14 protein-coding genes are annotated in these 21,936 nt (G+C 62.9%); 13 read left to right on the top strand and 1 reads right to left on the bottom strand.

The window, feature by feature from the left end:
- Positions 1-6 precede the first annotated feature (6 nt).
- From fmt to O3649_RS02305, 13 genes are all read left to right on the top strand, one after another.
- On the top strand, positions 7-975 hold the full coding sequence (gene fmt, locus O3649_RS02245; RefSeq protein ID WP_049327739.1) for a methionyl-tRNA formyltransferase: 969 nt from the start codon (positions 7-9) through the stop codon (positions 973-975).
- The gene (locus O3649_RS02250) at positions 972-2,975 is read left to right on the top strand and encodes an RsmB/NOP family class I SAM-dependent RNA methyltransferase (RefSeq protein ID WP_371572563.1); all 2,004 of its coding nucleotides are present in this window, start codon (positions 972-974) and stop codon (positions 2,973-2,975) included. Before fmt ends, O3649_RS02250 begins: the two co-directional genes overlap by 4 nt.
- 54 nt (positions 2,976-3,029) lie before the next feature.
- The gene (gene rpe, locus O3649_RS02255) at positions 3,030-3,731 is read left to right on the top strand and encodes a ribulose-phosphate 3-epimerase (protein WP_371572565.1); all 702 of its coding nucleotides are present in this window, start codon (positions 3,030-3,032) and stop codon (positions 3,729-3,731) included.
- Positions 3,732-4,116: 385 nt separating this feature from the next.
- Entirely contained in the window at positions 4,117-5,190 is a 1,074-nt protein-coding gene (locus tag O3649_RS02260; RefSeq protein ID WP_371572567.1) for an ABC transporter substrate-binding protein, read from the top strand.
- A 126-nt stretch (positions 5,191-5,316) separates the two neighbouring features.
- Positions 5,317-7,329, top strand: a complete 2,013-nt coding sequence (locus tag O3649_RS02265; protein ID WP_304269918.1) for a peptidase — start codon at positions 5,317-5,319, stop codon at positions 7,327-7,329.
- Positions 7,330-7,507: 178 nt separating this feature from the next.
- Positions 7,508-8,554 carry a hypothetical protein gene (locus O3649_RS02270; RefSeq protein WP_005505567.1) on the top strand — a complete coding sequence of 349 codons (1,047 nt, stop codon included), beginning with the start codon at positions 7,508-7,510 and terminating at the stop codon, positions 8,552-8,554.
- Between the two features lie 163 nt (positions 8,555-8,717).
- On the top strand, positions 8,718-9,767 hold the full coding sequence (locus O3649_RS02275; RefSeq protein ID WP_233992320.1) for an iron ABC transporter permease: 1,050 nt from the start codon (positions 8,718-8,720) through the stop codon (positions 9,765-9,767).
- Positions 9,767-10,873 carry an iron chelate uptake ABC transporter family permease subunit gene (locus O3649_RS02280; protein ID WP_294632898.1) on the top strand — a complete coding sequence of 369 codons (1,107 nt, stop codon included), beginning with the start codon at positions 9,767-9,769 and terminating at the stop codon, positions 10,871-10,873. The genes O3649_RS02275 and O3649_RS02280 overlap by 1 nt, the downstream gene beginning before the upstream one ends.
- Positions 10,873-11,715 carry an ABC transporter ATP-binding protein gene (locus tag O3649_RS02285; RefSeq protein ID WP_070614918.1) on the top strand — a complete coding sequence of 281 codons (843 nt, stop codon included), beginning with the start codon at positions 10,873-10,875 and terminating at the stop codon, positions 11,713-11,715. Before O3649_RS02280 ends, O3649_RS02285 begins: the two co-directional genes overlap by 1 nt.
- A 504-nt stretch (positions 11,716-12,219) precedes the next feature.
- Positions 12,220-13,608, top strand: coding sequence for an enterochelin esterase domain-containing protein (locus tag O3649_RS02290; protein ID WP_371572571.1), 1,389 nt, complete (start codon positions 12,220-12,222; stop codon positions 13,606-13,608).
- 268 nt (positions 13,609-13,876) lie between these two features.
- The gene (locus O3649_RS02295) at positions 13,877-15,577 is read left to right on the top strand and encodes a (2,3-dihydroxybenzoyl)adenylate synthase (protein WP_294632895.1); all 1,701 of its coding nucleotides are present in this window, start codon (positions 13,877-13,879) and stop codon (positions 15,575-15,577) included.
- Positions 15,578-15,643: 66 nt separating this feature from the next.
- Entirely contained in the window at positions 15,644-15,871 is a 228-nt protein-coding gene (locus O3649_RS02300; RefSeq protein ID WP_005507422.1) for a phosphopantetheine-binding protein, read from the top strand.
- A 242-nt stretch (positions 15,872-16,113) separates the two neighbouring features.
- Entirely contained in the window at positions 16,114-20,454 is a 4,341-nt protein-coding gene (locus O3649_RS02305) for an amino acid adenylation domain-containing protein (protein WP_371572573.1), read from the top strand.
- Between the two features lie 75 nt (positions 20,455-20,529).
- Here the strand turns inward: O3649_RS02305 and O3649_RS02310 are convergent, their stop codons facing one another.
- A complete protein-coding gene (locus O3649_RS02310; protein WP_070615994.1) occupies positions 20,530-21,396 on the bottom strand; it encodes a hypothetical protein in 867 nt (288 codons plus the stop codon).
- Positions 21,397-21,936: the final 540 nt, after the last annotated feature.

A 21,936-nucleotide genomic window follows, 5' to 3' on the forward strand; every position in this document is an offset into this window, starting at 1 on the left:
GCTCACATGCTCAACATCATTTACGCAGGCACCCCCGACGTTGCCGTGCCCCCGCTCGACTACCTGGCGAACTCCGATAAGGTTCGCGTGGTCGGCGTGCTCACCCGCGAAGACGCCCCCGTGGGCCGCAAGCGCGTGCTCACCCCCTCCCCGGTCGCGCAGCGCGCCGAAGAGCTCGGCCTGCCCATCGTGAAGGCAAACCGCTGGAACGACGAAGCCGCCGCAGCCATCGCTGAGCTGAACGCTGACGCAGCCGCCGTGGTCGCCTACGGCGCCCTGCTGCCGCTGCCCGCGCTCGAATCCCTGCGCTACGGCTGGGTCAACCTGCACTTCTCCAAGCTGCCCGCATGGCGCGGCGCCGCCCCCGTGCAGCGCGCTCTCATCGCCGGTGAGCAGGAAATTTTCTCCACCACCTTCCTGCTCGAAGAAGGCCTGGACACCGGCCCCACCTTCGAACAGGAATCCACCCCCGTAGCCGCCGACGACACCGCAGGCACCGTGCTGATGCGCCTCGCAACCAGCGGCGGCGCACTGCTTGAACGCACCTTCGAACGCCTCGAAGCGGGCGAGAACGGCACCGTGCAGGTCGAGGACGAATCGGTCAGCTACGCCTCCAAGATGAGCATTGCCGACGGCCGCCTCACCTGGACCGAACCCGCCGAACAGATCCTGGCACGTTTCCGCGGCGTGACCCCCGAACCCGGCGCATGGTGCGAACTGGGCGAAAACCGCTTCAAGATTGGCGGCCTGGCGGTAGCCGACGAGCGCCTGGTGCAGTCCCTGACCGAGGCAAACGGCGGCCCCCTCGCACCCGGTGCGGTGCGTCTGCACGCAAAGAAGGTACTGGTCGGCACCGGTACCGAACCCCTGATGCTGCTGCAGGTTCAGCCTGCCGGCAAGAAAATGATGGATGCGCCCGCGTGGGCTCGCGGCGCTGGCAAGGACATGGCGGAAGGCCTGGTGGTACTCGCATGAGCAACGAAAAGCGCCCCTACAAGGGAGGACACGGCAAGCCCGGTCACGCTGGCAATGGCAAGCCCGGCAACGGCAAGTTCAGCCAGGGTAGCGGTCAGGGTAAGTTCAATCAGGGCGGCGGTCAGGGTGAGGGCGGTGCGAAGCGTAAGCGTCGTCGCCGCTCCGGCGCTGGCAACGGCTCGAGTTCTGGTGTGAGCGAGCAGAACCGCCAGCAGTCCCAGAATTCCCAGCGCGCTCAGAACCAGCGCTCGCAGAATCAAAGCTCGCAGGGCCGCCCGCAGAAGTGGGACGACAACTCCCGCAGCGAATCGCGCACCGGCCGCCGTTTTGACGGCCTGACCAGCGTCGAACGCGCCGCACGCCGCGCCAAGACCGAGCACGACGACACTAAACGCGGTGGCGGCGGCACCTCCCAGCGCAATAAGAGCGGCCACGAACGCAACCGCCGCTCCATGTCCGCCCGCGAATTCTCCGCGGCGGCACCCTCCGCACGCTCGCGTACCGCAGACACCGCCCGCGCAACCGTCTTCGACGTACTGCGCTCCGTGGCGGAATCCGACGCCTACGCGAACCTCGTGCTGCCCAAGGCGATTCGTAGCCACCGCCTCGACCACCGCGACGCAGGCTTCGCAACCGAGCTGACCTACGGCACGCTGCGCCACCAGGGCACCTACGACGCAATCCTCAGCCGCTGCGTAGACCGCCCCATCGAGAAGGTCGGCACCACCACCCTGATCGTGCTGCGCATGGGCGTGCACCAGCTGCTGAACATGCGCGTTCCCGCCCACGCGGCACTGAACCAGAGCGTGTCCCTGGCACGCGAAAAGATCGGCGCGGGCCCGGCAAGCTTCATCAACGCGGTGCTACGCCGCGTCTCCGAGCGCACCCCCGAAGAGTGGTACGAACTCATCATTGAGGACGCGAAGGACGACACCGAGCGCATGGCGCTGCTCGCCTCGCACCCCGGCTGGATTGTGCGTTCCATGCGCCAGGCACTCGTCGCGCACGGCCGCCCCGTCTCCGAAATTGAGCAGCTGCTCGAAGCGGACAACCTCGCCCCCGTGGTGAACCTGGTTGCGTTGCCCGGCCTGGGTAGCCTCGAGGAGGCACGCGAACAGGGCGCCGTCGACGGCGAGCTGGTTGAAGGTTCGGCGCTGTACGCCTCCGGTGACTTGGCGCGCCTGGAATCCGTACGTGAAGGTACCGTCCGTGCGCAGGATGCCGGCTCCCAGCTGGTGGCACGCGCGCTCGCCGCAGCACCCCTGGACGGCACCGACACCGCATGGCTCGACCTGTGCGCAGGCCCCGGCGGTAAGGCGGCGCTCCTCGGCGCGCTCGGTATTCAGCGCGGCGCATCCCTGGTCGCCAACGAGGCGGCACCGCACCGCGCGCAGCTCGTGGAATCCTCCATGCGCCCCCTGCCCGAGGACAGCTACACGGTACTCACCGGCGACGGCCGCCAAATCCGCGAGACCCTGCGCAAGAACGCCTCCGACCTGCCCGGTTCCATTGAGCCCGGTCAGCTTTTCGACCGCGTCATGGTGGATGTTCCCTGCTCCGGTCTGGGTGCCCTGCGCCGCCGCCCCGAGGCGCGTTGGCGCAAGTCCCCGCGCGACATCGCGGAGCTACTGCCCCTGCAGCGTCAGCTCCTGGACGCAGCCATTGAGGCGACCCGCCCCGGCGGCGTCATCGCCTACGTGACCTGCTCCCCGCACGCGGCAGAAACCCAGAACATTGTTGCCGAGGTGCTCGAAAGCGGCGCGGTCAGCCTGCTCGACTCCGCCGCCGCACTGCGCGAAGTCGCCCTGCACACCGAAGGCGCGAACGGCGAACCCGTGAGCGTGCTGGCGGGGGAGAAGGATCCCGGCCACACCCCCGAGATTAAGGTCAAGAAGGGTGCGCCGGTCCTGAAGGCTTCGGAGAACCCGACCACCGCACAGCTGTGGCCGCACGTGCACGGAACCGACGCAATGTTCCTCGCCCTACTGCGTAAGAACTAGCCGCTTCACCGCCTAGCATCATCCGCCATACGGCACGGACTTGAAAGGAACCCCATGGGTATTGCCATTAACCCGTCGATTCTCTCGGCGGATTTCGCGAACCTGCAGCGCGAGCTGGAGCGCATTTCCATCGCAGACGCCGCGCATATTGACGTGATGGACAACCACTTCGTCCCCAACCTCACCTGGGGCCCGCCCGTGGTCAAGCGTCTGCGCGAAATCTCCCCGGTGCCGTTCGACGTGCACCTGATGATTGAGGACGCCGACCGTTGGGCACCCGAATACGCCAGCATGGGCTGCGAATCGGTGACCTTCCACGCGGAGGCGGCTATCGCCCCCATCAAGCTGGCGCGCACCCTGCGTGCTGAGGGCGCGAAGGCGGGTATGGCGCTGCGCCCGGCAACCGCCGTGGAGCCCTACCTGGACATGCTCGGCGAACTGGACATGCTGCTGATCATGACCGTGGAACCCGGCTTCGGCGGCCAGGCATTCCTGGACGTGACCCTGCCGAAGATCGCCCGCGCCGCCAAGGCGATTGAGGGCGCGAACCTGCCGGTGACCGTGCAGGTGGACGGCGGCATCACCGAAGAGACCATCCTGCGTGCTGCGGAGGCGGGCGCAACCTGCTTCGTTGCCGGTAGCTCGGTCTACGGTGTGGACGAGGCGCTCGGCGGTCCGGAGGCGGCAATTGCCTCCCTGCGTGCGGCGGCTGCATCGGTCAAGCGTTCCGGCACCGGATGCGGTTGCGGCCACTAGCGGTGCACGCTGGTAACGGTGCACGCTGGTAACGGTGCTTGCTTGTAACGGCGCCCCGCATCGATGACACCCCCGCGCCCATAAAACCTCATACGCCCCGTTGTGAAGACTGCATCCCGTCGCGGCTCTTCGCGGCGGGGCGTTTTGTATGCGCTTGGGTGCGTAGGCGAAGTTACCGTCAAGCGGGTGTAGGGTGGGGAGGACCACCCTTTTAAATGACATAGTGTCAGCAAGACTATGACAAAACGTGAAATATGTTAACCCGCGCAATTCCGCGGTAAAACCGGGCATCCTGACGGTCAGAGAAGCCAAGCTGAACCCGCCTTGATGTAACACTCAGATATCTGTAAGGTTAGGTATAGTTTAGTCATTTATAGGGGGAATTATGTCTTTCAACCGAACCGAGCTGACCGACGCCGAAAACCAGGGCGCATCGGGCGTTAACCGCCGCGCATTCTTCGGCCTGGCGCTCGCTTCCTCGGCTGCTCTCGCCCTCGCGGCATGCAGCAGCGAGACCACCACGACCACCACTTCCGGCGGTTCCACCTCCGGCGGCAACAGCGGCACCCGCACCATCAAGGACATTGACGACGAGAACGTAGAAGTTCCCGCCAACCCGCAGAAGGTTATCGTCCTCTCCGAACCCACCCTCGACGGCCTGCTCGCCCTCGGCGTGACCCCCGTCGGTTCCGTCTCCGGTCGCGGCCAGTCCGGCGTGCCCAACTACCTTGCCGACCGCGCCAAGGGCGTGCAGATTATCGGCACCGTCGCCCAGGTCAACTACGAGCAGATTGGCAACCTTGATCCCGACCTGATTCTGGTCGACTCCACCGGCGTGGACAAGCGCTCCGAGGCCTTCGAAACCCTCAAGAAGATCGCTCCCGTCGTCTACTGCGGCTACGCGGGCGGCGACTGGCGCATCAACTTCCGCAACGTCGCCAACGCTATGAACATGGTCGACAAGGGCGAAGAAGTCATCAAGGCATACGAGTCAAACGCCGCAACGTTGAAGGATCAGCTCGCCCCCAAGTACGGCGACAAGACCTTCTCCATCGTCCGCTGGGCAGGCAACGGCCCCGCCCTGATCCTCAAGGAACTGCCTGCCGGCCAGGTACTCAACGACCTGGGCCTCAAGCGCCCCGAGGCGCAGGACCGCAACGGCCAGGGCCACTCCGAACCGGTCTCTCTGGAGAACCTGGCAACCATCGACGCGGACTACATGTTCCTCGGCACCCTCGGCGGCGCAAGCCAGAAGAACCCGAACGCACAGGGTACCGCAGGTCTGCAGGGCGCTGAAGAAGCACTGAATAAGGCGAAGGAAACCTCCGGTTTCACCAACCTAAAGGCAGTCAAGGACGACCACGTGATTCTCGTGGACGGCTCCAAGTGGACCTCCACCGGCGGCCCGCTGCTGCTCGAGGGCATTATCGAAGACGTCAAGAAGGCGCTTCCGCTCTAAACATCCCGTTCTAAATACCCTGTGAAGCAATCACCCGCTGAAGCTTCCGCCACCCTTCTCGCCGCGACCTAAAAACCGCGGCGGGAAGGGGATGCACGACCCACCACACCATCCTCAAGGACCACAATGACCGAAACTCGACCCGTGCGCACCGCAGCCCGCTACGGTGCCGTCGTGGCTCTCGCCGGCGCGCTCATCACCCCCGGAGCAGCGCTGACCGGCTCCACTCTCGCATTCGCGGATACTCCCGCCGCCACCCAGCAGGAAGCTAAGGCTGCCGTGACCATCTCCACCGAGAAGTGGCGCGAAGGTAAGCTCGTGCTGCGCGGCACCGGCTTTACCAGCACCGCACCCGGTCGCGGCGCAGTGTTCGCCGTGAAGTTCCTCGACGCCCTGCCGGATGAAGCGCACCAGGCGATTAACCCGATCACCAAGAAGGGCGGCAACTCGCCCGCGAACTTCATGGCAACCGCCAAGGAGGACGGCACTTTTGAGGTTGAGGTGTCCCTGCCGACCCCCGAAAACACCGGTCTGACCGCTGAGCAGCTGAAGAACAAGGGCTGGACCGTGGAGGGTACCAGCCACCGTATTCAGGTGCTTTCCGGCTCCCTGGGTGGTACGGATGCGGACGGTAACACCTACGACCGTCGTGCATCTGTGTCGCAGAATATTACGCTGAGCGACCCTGCTCCGAGCCCGGCACCGACCGCAGAGCCCAGTGCAACTGCAGAGCCTTCTGCGACTGCCGAGCCTACCGCTGACCCTAGCGCAACTGCAGAACCCACCCCCGCACCTACCGCTGAGCCCAGTGCAACTGCAGAACCCACCCCGGCACCTACCGCAGAGCCGACCCCCGCGCCCAGCGAAGACTCGAAAACCTGCGCCCCCGCCGATGACTCCTTCACCCCGCGCCTGACCATCGAGAACCCCAAGGCGGTTCAGGGTGGCAAGCTGCACCTGACCGGTGACGGCTGGTGCAACCCCGAAGACAAGAAGGCATCCGTTATCGGTCTGAAGATTGACGACGGCAAGGTATCCCGTAACGACGCCACCGCGGTCAACGACAACCGCACCATCTGGGCTATCGTCACCCCCGACGAAAACGGCCACATCGACGCCTGGATTGACCTGCCCACCCGCGATAACGCAGCTTTCAAGAATGACGAAGACGCGGCAAAGTACGCCTCCGGTGAGCACACCCTGCGCCTGCTGACCGGTAGCCTGCGTGAGGGCGACCGATCCGGAACCTACGGCGGCGCCAACAGCCAGGGCGGCATCAACACCACCTTCACCATCGGTGAGTACGCCCCCGGTGACGCACCCGAGCCGGTCAACGCCTCCGAACTGACCGCTGGTAATGGCGTGCAGGTGAGCCGTGACGGCTCCACCGTGACCGTGACCGTGCCGAACGCTGAACCGGGCACCTGGGTGTACGCCGCAACCTACCTCGGTAACTCCCCGCAGACCCTCTACGGCTCCGGCTGGAAGCGTCTGGATGGCAACCGCAGCTTCAGCTACGAAACCAGCGTGAGCATGCCCGCCGCAACCTACCGCGTGGTTGTGCACAACGGCAACCAGGGCGCTGAAAATGCGGTGCTCGGTTTTGCTGACATGACCGTGGAACGTGCTGTTACCCCTCGTCAGGACGTTTCCCGCGATGAGCAGGACGCCACCGACCAGCTGGTCGAAGAGTTGAACGAAAACCCCGCAACCGCAACCTCCACGGCACCTGTGCCCATGCGTAACGCGGGCGGCCGCATCAGCACCCGCGCCACCGACGTGGATGCATCCCTCGCCGCGCTCTCGCAGAGCACCGCTCCGGTCGTGAACCGCGTGCAGGCTAAGGCGAAGGTTCAGAGCGCGCAGAAGACCCTGGCATCTAACCTGCAGAAGACCGAAGCTAACGCAAAGAAGGCTGTGAAGGCCGCCGCCGGTTCGAAGAACTCGCAGAACGCACAGGGCTCGCAGAACTCTCAGAACTCCGCCGCTGGCACCAAGGCACAGGGCCCGACCATTGAGGGTACTGAGCTGACCGGTCTGACCAAGTGGCTGGTCAACAACGCCAATAACCTGCTGCTCTCGGCGGCTGGCCTGGTGGTTTTGGCCGCGGCTCTGCTGCTGCGCACCTCCAAGAAGTAAGCTCTCTGACCACATATTCACATCGGCACCGGTCCACGCTCCACACTTTTGACCCTGCACCCTTGAACAGGGGCGTGGATCGGGTGCCTCCAACCACTCGGGTCACGACCCGCTGAACTGCACCTCCACGAACCCGGTAGCGTTCAGCTTCGACCCCGGTAATTTTGAAAGGACCACCATGCGTGCACCTTTTTCGGGAGCCCCGAAGGCATCCCTGACCTCTAAGGCGCTGACCGCCTGCGCTGCCGCAACCCTGGCGCTGGGCTTGGGTGTTGGCACTGCATCCGCTCTGCCTCCGGGCGGTGCAAAGGCATCCACCCCCGGCACCTCCTCAACCGTTTCCTCCTCCGTGAGTGAGCACGGCGTGATTTCCTTTACCCTAAGCGGCTTCCCCGCGAATGCTGTGGTGTCCGTGAAGGTGGACGACGGCAACCTGTGCCCCTCCGATGCGGCTCAGGGCGCGTGCGTGGTGCACCAGCAGAAGGCCGATAGCAACGGCAACGTCTCCGGTTCCTTCGTTCTGCCGGATGTAGGCCCTGGCACCCACACCCTGCGTTTCCTCGCATCCGGTGAGAAGCGCGACAAGGACGGCAAGTACCTGGGTACCGAGGCGTACAGCAACCGCAGCCCCGAGTTCACCGTGGTGGGTGAGGGCGGTTCGGATAATTCCTCCTCGAACTCTTCGGGTTCTTCCTCGAACCGCGGCTCTTCCAGCTCGAAGAGCAACGGTGGTTCCTCGAACGGCGGCTCGAACTCTAACAACTCAGACTCTGCAGACGAGGCTCAGGGCTCTAACGATTCCAACGAGTCCTCCTCCAATGGTGGTTCGAACGGCTCCTCGAATGGTTCTGCAGGTGGCGCGGCTGAGGCTGAGACAGTGTACACCGACGCTGACGGCAACACCATCACTAAGGAGGAGTACGACCGCCTGAACGCGGAAGCTGACTCTTCCGGTACCTCCGGTACCTCTGGCTCTTCCGCTGCGCCTGCTGCTTCGGCTTCTGCAAATGCCCAGAAGAAGGCAACCGTTTCGGCGAGCGCATCTTCTTCGGCTGTTGCGCGCGGTGCTGCGTCGAGCCCGAGCGCTTCGGCTTCGGGCGCGGCTAACACCGCATCCACCGTTCAGACCGTGACTTACGGTGCTGCGTTCCCGTGGATTGGCGTGGTGGTTCTGGGCGTAAGCATTGTGGGTGCCGCTGCGCTGCTGCTGACCCGTAAGCGCTAAGACTTAACATCGGATGCGGGTGGGGGAGTAGCCCGCCCGCTCCGGCGTTTCTCTCGTTATCTACCGGTGTGCCGGGTGCCCCTCGTGTGGTGTGGGTGCGCCGGGTGTGCCTCCCCGTTTTCTTGTATCGAGCATAAGGAGCATAGTGGCCCGCACGAGCTCATTGTCCCGAGATGTTCAGCAGGAGAGTACGTCCCGTCAGGGTTCTGTGATTCAGGGGCAGAAGTTGGGTAAGCGCCTGGCTTTTCTGTTCTTGTTTGCGGTGCTTTTGGTGGGGGCTGTGGCTGCTTCTTTGCTGTTCGGGTCGAATAATCTTCCGCCGGATCAGGTTCTGGCTGTTTTCAATGGCACTGCTTCTGAGCAGGCGCAGACGATTGTGATGGAGCAGCGCATTCCGCGTACCCTGGTGGGTCTTGCGGCGGGTGCGGCGTTGGCTATTGCCGGTTCTCTGATGCAGTCGTTGACTCGTAACCCGCTGGCTGAGCCCGGCCTGATGGGCGTGAACGCCGGTGCTGCGGTGGCTGTGATTGGCTCCGTGGTGGTTTTTGGCGTGATGGGTATTTGGCAGTACATGGTTGCTGCGACGATTGGTGGCGCGTTGGCTGCGGTGCTGGTGTACACGCTGGGTCGTGGCCGTGACGGATCGATTGTGAAGCTCGCTCTGGCGGGTGTGGCGATTTCTGCGGCGCTGTCGGCGATTGCGCAGGGCCTGATTTTGGCTGATCAGGATGCGTATAACGAGTTCCGTGTGTGGGTTGCCGGTTCGCTGGAGGGCCGCGGTATGGATATCGCGTCCACGGTGGGTCCGGTGATTGTGCTGGGTATGCTGGTGGCGTTCTTTGTGGCTCCTGCGATTAATGCTCTGAGTATGGGCGAGGAGGCGGCGACCAGCCTCGGCGTGAGTGTGCGTACGACCCAGAATTTGACGTTGCTGGCGGTGACGGTGCTTGCCGGTGCAGCGACTGCTGCGGTGGGTCCGATTGGTTTTGTGGGTTTGGCGGTGCCGTTTGTGGTGCGTGCTTTGCTCGGTAATGATGTGCGCTGGGTGAATTATGGTTCGGCGCTGTTGGGTCCGGTGTGGCTGCTGTGTGCTGACGTGTTGGCGCGTGTGCTGGTGGCTCCGCAGGAGACTCAGGTGGGTATTGTGGCGACTCTTGCCGGTGCCCCGGTGTTCTTGTTCTTGATGACTCGTCGTAAGGTGGAGGCTCTCTGATGTCGAATTCTTCCGCTGTTTCGACGGCGACTGCCACCAGCTCCGCTAATCGTTCTGCGCGTCGTAGCGGCCGCGATTTGGGTGGCCGCCCGGTGTTGACTGTGCGCGGTCCGCTGAGTGCTCAGGTGCCGTGGCGTGTGCTGATCCTGAATGTGGCGTTGGTGGTGCTGATTGCGGCGCTGGCGTTTTGGGGCATGTTGCAGGGTGATTATAAGCTCGCCCCGGAGAAGGTCATTCCGGCGTTGATGGGTGAGGGTAAGCAGATTGCTGTGACTTTCGCTCAGCAGCGTGCGGCGCGTATTGTGGCGGCGCTTCTGGTGGGTGCGGCGCTTGGTCTGTCGGGTGCGATTTTCCAGGTGATTTCGGGTAATGCCCTGGGTTCGCCGGATATTATCGGCTTCACGAATGGTGCCGCGACCGGTGCGCTGTTGCAGATTATTGTCTTCAATTCCGGTCCCGTTGAGGTTGCTCTGGGCGCTGTGGCTGGTGGCTTGGCGACTTCGGTGCTGGTGTGGCTGTTGACGCGCCGCACGGGCCTGCATGGCTTCCGTCTGGTGCTGGTCGGTATTGGTGTGGGTTCGACCCTGGCGGCGTTCAATGCGTTGCTGGTGGTGCGTGCTTCGCTGACTCAGGCGCAGACCGCGGCGTCCTGGCTTGCCGGTTCGCTCAATGACATCACGTGGGAGCGCACCTACGCGCTGATGGGTCTGTTGCTCGTGGTGACTCCGCTGCTGCTGATGCTGGTCCGCCCGCTGGGCGCGATTCGTTTTGGTGACCAGGTGGCATCCGGTTTGGGTGTGAGCGTGAATGCGTACCGTGTGGCGGCTCTGTTTATCGGTGTGCTTCTGGTTTCGCTGGCGACCGCGACGACCGGCCCGATTGCCTTTGTCGCCCTGGCGGCACCGCACATCGCGAAGACCCTGTCTCGTAGTGGCGGGGTGGGCTTCACCTCCGCGGCACTTATGGGTGCGCTCATGGTGCTCGGCTCTGACCTGATTGGCCGATTCGCTGTTCCCGGACGCATCATTCAGGTGGGTGTGGTGACCGGCGCGATTGGCGGCCTGTACCTGATTTACCTGATTTACCTCGAAAGGAAGAAGAGCTAGTGAACACTAGTGTGACGACCCGCCTTGAAGGCGAGAACATGGTGGTTGCCTACGGTGAGCATACGGTGCTCAACGGGGTAGATTTTCAGGTGCCGGAGGGGGAGCTGACCGTTATCTTGGGCCCGAACGCCTGCGGTAAGTCGACCACCCTGAAGGCTCTTGCCCGCGTGAACCCGCTCAAGCAGGGTGAGGTTCGCCTGGACGGCACCCCGCTGCCGCAGATGAAGTCCCGCGCCATCGCCAAGATCCTGGCGATGCTGCCGCAGACCCCGGAGGCGCCTAGCGGCGTGACCGTGGCGGATGTGGTGGCGCGCGGCCGCTACCCGCACCAGTCGCTGCTGCGTTCCTGGTCCGATGAGGACGAGCGCGCCTGTGTGGATGCGATGCAGGCTGCGAACGTTCTGGAGCTTGCCGAACGCCCCATTGAGGCGCTGTCCGGTGGTCAGCGTCAGCGCGTGTGGATTGCCATGACCCTGGCGCAGCAGACCCCGCTGATCCTGCTCGATGAGCCGACCACCTACCTGGACATCACGCACCAGATTGAAGTGCTGAACCTGACGAAGAAGTTGCATTCCGAAGGTCGGACTGTAGCCGTGGTTTTGCATGACCTGAACCTTGCTTTCAGGTATGCTACTCATGTTGTGTTAATGAAGCAGGGACGGATTATCGCTCAGGGCGATCCGCGTGCGATAATTACACCGGAACTTATTCAGGAAGTTTTTGACCTGCAATCGGTCATTATTCCTGATCCATGCACTGGTACCCCTTTGGTTATTCCGAAGGAGAACCAAACAATTCATATTGCCGCTGACGCTATTTCGGCGGCCCGCGAAAGCGAATAGTTTTCGCCCCTAAGCCGCGTGGGAGTTAGCACCAACCGTCTCAGTACGGGTGGAAAAGCTCGGCATTGCGCCAAGCAGCGAACGCTAGGATCTGAGGGACCCAGGATCCCCTGCGCGTAGGGCGCCTACCCGGTGCTCGCCCGTCTTTGACGCATGAACGGATCCGAGCACTGGGTAGGTTCCATTTTGGGAACCCGCAGATGAGGCACCGAGACTGCCGTATGAGACCTTCACTGTTTGGAGGTTTGATGCACGGTCTCGGTGCCTCATCTCATTTAACTGCCCTGTTTGTGGTGGGCACTGTTTGCGACCTACAGTTGGGGCCTGCATTTGAACCCCGCGCTCGCTGTCATGAATGTCATGTTGTGGTTCTTTCGCTTTTCCCTTTGGCTGGAGTTTGGGTAAGGGATACCATAGAGTGAGGTAGTAGAGGCTAACTAATGATAATGCGCCTCCTCACCGATTCTCACCGATTGAGTGTTTCCACAGACCAAGGAGGAACCGTTGGGCGAGCACGAACCCACCGCGACCGTTCCCGCGCAGAGTATTTCTGCACAGAACACTTCTGAACAGGCTACTTCGGCGCAGCCGCGTACCGTTGCACCGACCGTGCGCCCGACCCCTCCCAAGACTCCGCGCCCGGTACCGGCACCGCGCGTGGACAGCCCCCTCGTTAGCGCCATTATCGCCGAGGCGGTCAGCCCCGAAGAGCTGAACGCCCGCATCCTTGAGGTCGTCTCCGAAGGCACCCCCATCATCGAGCCGGTGCACCGCGAAGACGGCAGCATCAGTGAGAACGAGCGCATCGTCACCTTCCTGTACCACAACGAGCAGGCGGAGCAGGTGCTCATGTTCATCAACCGCCTCACCGATGAGAAGAACCTCGACCGTTCCCTCATGACCCGCATCGAGGGTACCGGCTGGTGGCAGCTGAGCATGCAGATGGAAACCACCTGGCGTGCCTCCTACAACTTCTTGCCGGCGCTGCCCGGCGAGCGCCCCGCCTGGCTGGGCGATGACGACCAGGTGCGCCTGCGCGCCGCCCTGGACTCCGGCGAGGGCGACCCGCTGAACCCCGAGACCGTGTGCAACCGTATCGGTCGTTGCATGGGCGTGGTGCAGCTTGAGCATGCGCCGGTGCAGGATTTCATCCTGACTCAGGAAGAGATTGACGTGCTGCCCGCCCCCGAGTGGATGCAGACCTCTGACGGTCACCAGTACGTGCTCGGCCGTGTGGGTGACCCCGCCCCGGATGCGCCGCTGTTCATCCAGTTCGACGGTGAGATGTGGTTCAGCCAGGGTATGGAGCACACCCTCAACCGTGCCCACGAGGCGGGCCGTATTCCGGCGATGCACGTGTTCTTCCTGCACTCTGGCGGCCGTGAGAACCGCTGGAAGGAGCTGAACGGCGACAACCCGATTGCCGACTACCTGGTAGAGATCGCGTTCCCGCACCTGGAGGCGGTGCACGGCATTAAGACCGCGCCGCAGAACATTGTGATTAACGGCCAGTCGCTGGGTGGTCTGTCCTCCTTGCTGGCGGTGCTGAGCCGTCCGGAGGCGTTTGGCGGCGCGATTGCGCAGTCTTCGTCGCTGTGGCAGCCGCAGGTCATGGACCGCCTGGACGAGCTGGAAGCGGCGGGTGAGATCGACCGCCTGCGCCACCTTTACCTTGAGATTGAGGTGGGGGAGCAGGAGTGGGTTCTGGTACCGCCTCACCGCGAGCTGAAGGAGCGCCTGGAAAAGCTGGGCCTGAAGAATGCGCGTTGCACGACCTTCAACGGCGGTCACGATTATGCGTGCTGGCGCGGTGCGATTGTGCCGGCGTTGGAACGTATTATTGCTGCCCGCCGGGAGGCTGAGCGCGCTGAGCGGAGCTTAGCTGAGGAGTAGCGAGAGATCGCCTAGGGATCCTGCACGGGTAGAGCACACCCCGCATGGTGGGCGTGCGGGGTGCCCCGTTAGGGTAAACACCGCCGCGCCCGTATCCTAGAGAAGTACAGCCTAAGAGAAGTGCAACACTACCGCGCCGCGAGGGGTGCCGAAGGGTACCTGGCGCAGGTTGCGCACCCGCCCTCATTGACGAGATGGCATCACGCTGCGAACGCACGCAGCACGTGAGCGCTATAGAAACCGCAAACGACACAGAAATCGAGAGAAGATGACCGTAGAACGTAGCCCCCTGGCCCCCACGCCGCTCATCCCCGAGTCTTTTGCCGCGAAGTACCGCGAAGCCGGCTACTGGATTGACCAGACCATCCCCGAGTTCCTGCTGGACGCCTGCCGCGCCAAGCCGCACTTCCCGGCGCTGGTGGCGCTTTCGCACGCGCAGCTCGATGAGAACGGCAAGCCCCAGCAGATTCGCCTCTCCTACGGTGAGCTGGAGGCGGCAGGTCGTGCCGCTGCTGCGCGCCTCGTTCAGGCTGGCGTGCAGCCCGGTGACCGTGTGCTGCTGCAGCTGGGTAACACCGCCGAGTACCTGGTGTACCTGCTGGGTATTTTCTGGGCGGCGGCGCTGCCGGTGTTCTGCCTGCCGCAGCACCGCACCACCGAGCTCGTGCACTTTGCGACCCGCACCGACGCGGCGGCGCACGTGTTCTCTTCGCTGACCCCGGGCGCAGATTTTACCGCCCTGCACGAGGACGTTGCCGCCGAGCTGCGCAAGAACTCCCTGGAGCCGCCGGTTGCTATTGATGTTGCGGAGCCGCTGACCCCTCTGACCGAAGAGGAGCTCGCTGAAGAGTTCGTGCCCGGTGTCATTCAGAACACCGAGAACCTGCGTGCGAGCGAGCAGGTGGCGTTCCTGCAGCTCTCCGGCGGTACGACCGGCATTTCGAAGCTGATTCCTCGCACCCACGCCGCCTACCTGTACTCGGTGCGCGGCTCGGTCGATATCTGCAAGCTGAACAACAACACGACCATGCTCGTGGTGCTGCCCGCCGCGCACAACTTCACGATGAGCTCGCCCGGTATTCTGGGCGTCATGTGCGCCTCCGGCAAGCTGGTGTTCGCGGCGGATCCGTCCCCGCAGACTGCGTTCCACCTCATTGAGATGGAGGGTGTGACCACCTCCGCGCTGGTGCCGCCGCTGGCTCAGGCGTGGGTTGCCTCCGCGGAAAAGCGCGGCGTGTCCCTGCCGTCCCTGCAGACCCTGCAGGTGGGCGGTTCGAAGCTGGCCCCGGCGGTTGCGGGCAAGATCGAGTCGGTGCTCGGTTGCACCGTTCAGCAGGTGTTCGGCATGGCTGAGGGCCTGGTGAACTACACCCGCTCGACCGACCCGATTGAGATGCGTCTGAGGACCCAGGGCTACCCAATCAGCCCCGACGACGAAATCCTGATTGTTGATGATCAGGACCAGCCGGTCAAGCGCGGCGAGAGCGGCCACCTGCTCACCCGCGGCCCGTACACGATTCGCGGCTACTACCTGGAGGAGAACGCGAACCGCTACGGATTCACCGAGGACGGCTTCTACCGCACCGGTGACATTGTGCGACTGGTCGCAGGCAAGTACCTTGAGGTGACCGGCCGCGCGAAGGACCAGATTAACCGCAATGGCGAGAAGATTGCCGTGGACGAAATCGAAGAGCTGGCGCTGACCCACCCCGACGTTTTTGACGCCGTGGTCCTGGGCATCCCGGATGAGACCGTGGGTGAGCGCGTGGGCCTGGTCATTGTGCCGCAGGAAGGCGCCGACTTGGGCGAAAACCCGCGCCGCACGATGCACGAGTTCTTCACCTCGAAGAAGCTCGCCGACTTCAAGATTCCGGAGCGAGTGCAGGTTCTGCAGGAGCTACCCACCACGAACGTGGGTAAGATTTCTCGCCGCGAACTGCGCGCCAAGCTTGCCGAAATTTTCGGCTAAACCCTTTGAGCTGACCATTTTCAGCTAAACCGTACGCCCTTATTCCTACCCCTATTGAGGAGAAAAATGTCCGCATTTGAGACCCTGCGCCCCATCATGGAGAAGTACATCGTCGAGCCCGACTCCCTGCAGACCGCTTTTGACGAGCCGACCACCGACCTGTTCTCCCTAGGCATGGACTCTATGGGCGCATTCGCCCTGCTCGACGACCTTGCCGCTGAGGGCGCCGTGATTGAGTTTACCGAGCTGGTGGAGAACCCGACCGTGGAGTTCATCGCCTCCCGCCTGGGCTAAGCGTTACCGCACCCCGAGTGCCCGCCTGCCGCGAATGCAGGCGGGCGCCCGGGGTGTTTGCTACTCGCCTCGTTTTTCTTTGCGCCGGTTTTACGCCGTGTTGTGTAGCTGCGTTTACCCTTGTCAGCGCACTTCTGTCAGCGTGAAGCGGCGGGGCAGTAGCCTACCTTTCACACCTACCTTTAACACACCGCATATCATCCCTAATCCAGACCCCTAATCCAGACCTTTGAGAGGCCACCATGGGCGTAGCTGATACTACCGCACCCGCTAGCTTCGGGACTGCTTCCGACCTTCGCACCGCCGCGAACCCCTCCGCACAGCACAGCGCTGACAGCCCCTGGCTACCGCTGACCACCAACGCACGCGGCATCTACTTTGCCGCCGCGATTGACCCGACGAACCCCTGCTACAACACCGCGGAGGTTCTGCAATGCCCCGCAGACACCGACCTCGCTCTGCTACGTGAGGCTTTTGAACAGCTCTACCGCGAGAACGAGGGCTTCCGCGTGCGCACCCGCATTGCCGATGGTGCCGCCTCCCAGCAGATTCTGCCGCTTGAGGCGTTCCTTTCGGGCATTGACCTGCTCGTGGACGGAAGCAAACTGGACGGGGGCGAACTGGAGGAGCGCGAGCTGAGCGGCACCGCCGAGGCGGGGGAGGAGAACGCCTCTAACCTGCCTGAATCAGCCCTGCCTGACTCTAACTTGCCCGCGCCGGTGCGCGCCTGGGCGCAGCGACTGCTCGCCCAGCCCCTCGCCACCGATGAGGGCGTGACCGTGCGCAGCGCAGTGGCGCGTTACGGCGGGTTCCTCTGGGTGTACCATTCCTTCTCCCACGTGGTTGCCGACGGATTCGCCGCGTTCAACGGCCTCTCCCGCGTGGCGGCGGTATACCGCGCCCTGTCCGCCGGTCAGCCGGTTCCGGCAACCCGCCGCATGAGCCTGCAGCAGCTGCTCGACGCCGACGACGCCGCCTCCACCGCCCGTGACGAAGACGTCGCCTTCTGGGAGGCGAGCGGCGCCCTGGAGCAGGAAGACACCTCCCTAGCGGGTCGTACCGCCTCCCCGTCGGCGCAGTCTGAGCGCCTGGCGTTCAGCATTGACGTACCCACCCAGCAGGCCCTGCTGGATGCGGCAAAGCAGCACGCCGTCTCCTGGCCCGTGCTGGCGACCGCCGCCGTCGGCGCCTACCTGGCGCGTGTGGGTGGCTACCCGCAGGCTTCGTTCGGCGTGCCGCAGATGAACCGCATGTTCGCCCGCACCCTGCCGGAGGCGACCCGCGCCCTGGGCACGGCGAGCGCGCAGACCGGCTGTACCGCCGTGAACGTTCTGCCGGTGCAGGTTGCGGCGACCGGCCCCATCGCACAGTCCCTGCACTCGGTGAAGGAGCAGTACGCCCGCAACGCGGAGCATCCGCTGGCTCGTCAGGAAGACCTCGAGCGTACCGCGCGTAACGCCCAGTCCAGGCTGTTTGGTGCGCAGATTAACGTGGTGCCCTTTGACGCGGTGCTGCCGCTGGCGGCACCCTCCAAGGACAAGTCCGGATCCGCGGTACCGACCGCGCACATTCACAATATCTCTGCCGGTCCCGTTGCTGACGCGACCTTCACCCTGCGCGGCATGCCCGGCCGCGGCAATATCATCTCCTGCGAGATTGACATGAACCCGGCGCTCTACACCGCTGAGGAGCTGGAACGTCACGCCGCCCGCCTGAGCGAGTGGCTGCCCGCCTACGCGGCGGAAGCGCAGCGCGAGGGCGCCTCCCTGAACAACCTCGGCTTGGCGACCGAGGCTGAACTGGCGACCCTGCGCGAGCTGACCGCCCCGGCGCTTACCGACCACCCGATGGAGTACAAGACCCTGCTGGGTCGCTTCCGTGAGGGGGTGGCGGCGCATCCGCAGGCGCTCGCCGTGCTGGATTCTGCCCCCGTGCCCGGTGAGGTGCTCACCCCCGAGTCGGATCGCGCCTACGCTTTTGACCGCGCCCTCACCTACACCGAACTGGACGAGCGTGCCCGTGCGCTTGCCGCGCAGCTGCTGGACTGGGGCGTTCGCCCTTCAGACGCGGTGGGTCTGCGTGTGCACCGCGGCGCCGAGCAGTACGTGGCGCTGTACGCCCTGCTGTACGCTGGCGCCACCTACGTGCCGGTGCTTCCTGATCTGCCCGCCGAGCGTGTGGGCGTGATGATAGAGGATGCCGAATGTTCCCTGCTGCTGCACGGCCCCGGTCTGCAGCCGCTGAGCGCGGAAGAGCTGAACCCGCAGGAGCCTGCACGTCACGCGAACCTGCCCCAGCACACCCTACCGCAGCTGACCATCGAGGAACCTGTACAGGCACCCGCCGCTGAGGAGCTTCCGGGCGTCAAAACCGGTCTGGATGAGGACGCTTACGTGCTCTTCACCTCCGGCTCAACGGGCAGGCCTAAGGGCGTTGCCATTAGCCACCGGGCGATTGATAACCGCCTGCGCTGGCAGCAGCACCAGATTCCGGTGGGGGAGGGCGACCGCGTTCTGCACAAGACCCCCATCTCCTTTGACGTGCACGTGTGGGAGCTGTACTGGCCTCTCGCCGAGGGTGCCGCCGTGGTCATTGCCGCCCCGGAGGGGCACCGCGACCCCGCCTACCTGGCGCGCGTGATTGCCGAGCAGTCCGTCACGGCGGTGCACTTTGTGCCGACCATGCTGTCGGCGCTGACCTCTTCGCCGGCGGCGCGCCGCATCCTGGCTGATGCTGGCTTCGGCCAGGATCGAGAGCAGCCCCTGCGCTACGTGGTCTGCTCGGGTGAGGCGCTGCAGAAGGACCAGGTGCAGGCCGCGGGCGAGGTTCTGGGAGTGTACCCGCTGAACCTCTACGGCCCGACCGAGGCGGCGGTGGACGTGACCTTCTGGGAGACTTCCGGCGACCCGCAGCGCGAGAGCGTGCCCATTGGTGAGCCGGTCTGGAACACCGGCACCCTGATTCTTGACCCGACCGGCCACCCCGTGCCGGTGGGTGTGACGGGTGAACTGCACCTGTCGGGTGTGCAGCTGGCGCGCGGCTACAAGAACAACCCGCAGGCGACCGCGGCGGCTTTTGTGGAGCAGGCTCCTGCCGGTGCGCTCGCAATGCTGAACGGTGAGAGTCAGCGCCTGTACCGTACGGGTGATTTGGCATGCTGGGAGATTCTTCCCGATGGTCGCGCCGTCATTGGCTACCGCGGCCGCACGGATTATCAGATTAAGGTGCGCGGTCAGCGCCTGGAGCTGGGCGATATTGAGATGGCTCTCGCCGCGGTTGAGGGTGTGAGCGCTTCGGTGGCTCTGCTGTACCGCGGTCTGCGTGAGCCTGCCCTGGCGGCGGTGCTGGAGGTCGGCGACGTGCCCGCTGAGCGTGCCGAGCAGCTGGTGGAGGCGGCGCGTGAGCATTGTGCGCAGGTGCTGCCGGACTACATGGTTCCGACCCTGTGGCACACCCTGCCTGCTCTGCCGGTGAGCCCCTCCGGTAAGGCGGATCGCAAGCTGTTGGCGTCCCTCGACCTGACCCCTCAGACTTCTGATGCTGAGGGCCCGCACGGTCTGCTGGAGCAGCAGCTGTGCTCGATTATTGCCGGTGTGCTGGGTCGTGAGCGTTTCGGCGTGGATGAGGATTTCTTCGCCTCGGGTGGTCATTCGTTGGCGGCTCTTGAGGTGATTGCCGCGGTTGAGGAGCAGCTGGGTCTGAGCGTGAGCATTGGTGCGCTGTTTGCGCATCCGACCGTGCAGGCTTTGGCGGCGTCCATTGCGGGCGAGCGTGGCGAGGGTGGGGAGTTCGCGCCGGTTCTGCCGCTGCGTGAGCAGCCCGTTGTCCCCGATACTACCGAGGCCCCCGCGCCGCTGTTTATCCTGCCGCCTGCGGGTGGTTTGGGCTGGTGCTATGCGGGGTACCTCTCGCATCTTCCGGCTCAGCAGGGCGTGTACGCTTTGCAGGCTGAGGCGTTCTCTGACCCGCAGGCTGGGTTTGCGTCGAGCCTGCAGGAGTTGGCTGAGGGCTACCTGAAGCTGATTGAGAAGACCCTGGCGGAGCGTTCGTTGCCGCGTCGTTTTGCGTTGATGGGCTGGTCTGTGGGCGGTACTGCCGCGGTGCAGGTGGCGGCTTTGGCGCAGGCTGCGGGTGCGCAGGTTGAGCGCGTCATCCTGTTGGATGCGTATCCTTCGGAGCAGTGGCAGGGCGTGCCTGCGCCGGATGAGCAGGAGAGCTTCCGTGCGCTGCTGCGTATGGGTGGTTTGCCGGAGCCTGCCGCCGATGAGCAGCTTGACCTGCCGGGTACGTTGGAACGCCTGCAGAAGGCGGGGTCGGCGATGGGTTACCTGCCGGAGGAGAAGCTGGGCGTGTGCCTGGGTAGTATGCGCGCTTCGGCGGCGTTGATGCGTGGTGCTGAGCAGGCGTTCTTTGAAGGGGACGTGTTGCTGGTGGGTGTGCCGCATGAGGATCAGCCGTATTTGGATGCGGCGGGTTGGGCGGCGCATGCGTCGTCGTTCCGTTCGGTGCTGCTGGAGGGTACGCACCCTGATCTGGTGAATCCGGCGCGTTTGGCGGAGGTGACCGGCCACTTCGCCGATTAGCCTGCTCTATCTTGTAGAGTAGTTAATATATATAAAGGTCCCCGATTGATGATTTATCAATCGGGGACATTCTATTTATTGGTTTTTGAGAACCCACTCTTTATATCGGAGATTAACTTCTGATAGCTGCTTTCGCTGTTCTTCTAGTTTTGTTTCATTATCCCGGATGAGCGGTTTTTGATACGAAGCTACAAGATTAGCAAGACCTTGAGCCATTCCTGTATCTTTACTGCATTGTGCTTCAATGACGCTGAGTCGAATTTCTTCTTCTGATGCCGGGGCATTATTATCACCGCTAGCACGAGTTGCATTTGATAGTTCTTTTGTACCCCATTCTTCGTCGCCTTTTCGTGGCGTTAGACCTTTATCCGATAGGCATTTCCACCATGCTTCACGGTATTTTTTCCATTCAGGATGATTCATGGCAGCTGCATAGGATTCGCCGTGGATTCGACGATAGGCTTCTGTGAGGCCACTTTGCTCTTCGAGGCTGATGCCCGCGATCTCTTTCAACGTGGCTAAGATTTCAGGCATGCACTGTTCCATGATTTTTGTGTCATAGCCCCCGGATGATGGTGCATTCCCTCGCTTGTAGTTTCCATATTTGGCGGCGTATTCGGGGTTCCAGAGGCCAAACTCGCGACCGGACGAAAAGAATTTCCTATCTTCTACATCCGGGATATATATTTCATAGGATTGGCCGTGTTTTGCGAAACAGCGCTGCCTGAGAATTTCCAAGGCTCGAGTGTAATACTGGGAATTTTCATCTAAAAGGTCATTGTATTCTTCGAGTGGAGTAATGATTTGGTTGTTTTTATAGTCTAGAGTTGCTTGGGCTGTTTCATCACGTTCTAGTTGCGGGCCTGTAGAACAGGATGTGCAGGCTAACGTGAATGCAAACGTTATAGCCATTGCGGGTTGAAAGAATTTCTTGAGGTTCATAATTCTCCCTCCTTAATTGGATAAAGAATATGCGGTAGTAAAGAAAGCGGGGCTGTATTTTGCTGATTGTTGCAAAGCATATGACCCGGTGAATATGGGTGTCGAGAGAATCTGGAATCTATGTGAATCCCAGAGCGATAAGCAGAATCTCGGGGGAGTACCTGCTAGCTTGGGAGCGCACCCATAGCGAAAGGCCAAGACGCTATGGCAGACCACGCACAAGGGTGTTTCTGCAGCGTCGTTACTGCTGGGAGAGTGTTCTAGAGCTTCATCATGAACCCCTATGGGTTATGGAGGACAAATACTCGTAGATGAGTGAGTCGTGCCCCCCCCGTAATGCTGGTCGGGCACCCTAAAATATCCACCGATACTATGGCGAATATCATAGTTGAAGGGTGGTTAAAGCCTACCACCGGCTAGACGCACCAGGCAACCAAAACTCCGGTCACGTCTGATTTATTACATGAGAAACGCATAGTCAACGAGCATATCGACAGGAATCAGCTCGGGTATCCTGCACCCATTCACAGTTAAAACACG

Origin of the sequence: Rothia sp. 27098_8_29, assembly GCF_041432785.1 — a bacterium.
Taxonomy (GTDB): domain Bacteria; phylum Actinomycetota; class Actinomycetes; order Actinomycetales; family Micrococcaceae; genus Rothia; species Rothia mucilaginosa.

Bases quoted from the DNA above. Each gene is read 5' to 3' on its own strand.
- O3649_RS02270 (WP_005505567.1), top strand. From the start codon at position 7,508: ATGCGTGCACCTTTTTCGGGAGCCCCGAAGGCATCCCTGACCTCTAAG.
- O3649_RS02295 (WP_294632895.1), top strand. From the start codon at position 13,877: ATGACCGTAGAACGTAGCCCCCTGGCCCCCACGCCGCTCATCCCCGAG.
- O3649_RS02260 (WP_371572567.1), top strand. From the start codon at position 4,117: ATGTCTTTCAACCGAACCGAGCTGACCGACGCCGAAAACCAGGGCGCA.
- O3649_RS02305 (WP_371572573.1), top strand. From the start codon at position 16,114: ATGGGCGTAGCTGATACTACCGCACCCGCTAGCTTCGGGACTGCTTCC.
- O3649_RS02265 (WP_304269918.1), top strand. From the start codon at position 5,317: ATGACCGAAACTCGACCCGTGCGCACCGCAGCCCGCTACGGTGCCGTC.
- O3649_RS02280 (WP_294632898.1), top strand. From the start codon at position 9,767: ATGTCGAATTCTTCCGCTGTTTCGACGGCGACTGCCACCAGCTCCGCT.
- rpe (WP_371572565.1), top strand. From the start codon at position 3,030: ATGGGTATTGCCATTAACCCGTCGATTCTCTCGGCGGATTTCGCGAAC.
- O3649_RS02250 (WP_371572563.1), top strand. From the start codon at position 972: ATGAGCAACGAAAAGCGCCCCTACAAGGGAGGACACGGCAAGCCCGGT.
- O3649_RS02310 (WP_070615994.1), bottom strand. From the start codon at position 21,396: ATGAACCTCAAGAAATTCTTTCAACCCGCAATGGCTATAACGTTTGCA.
- fmt (WP_049327739.1), top strand. From the start codon at position 7: ATGCTCAACATCATTTACGCAGGCACCCCCGACGTTGCCGTGCCCCCG.
- O3649_RS02300 (WP_005507422.1), top strand. From the start codon at position 15,644: ATGTCCGCATTTGAGACCCTGCGCCCCATCATGGAGAAGTACATCGTC.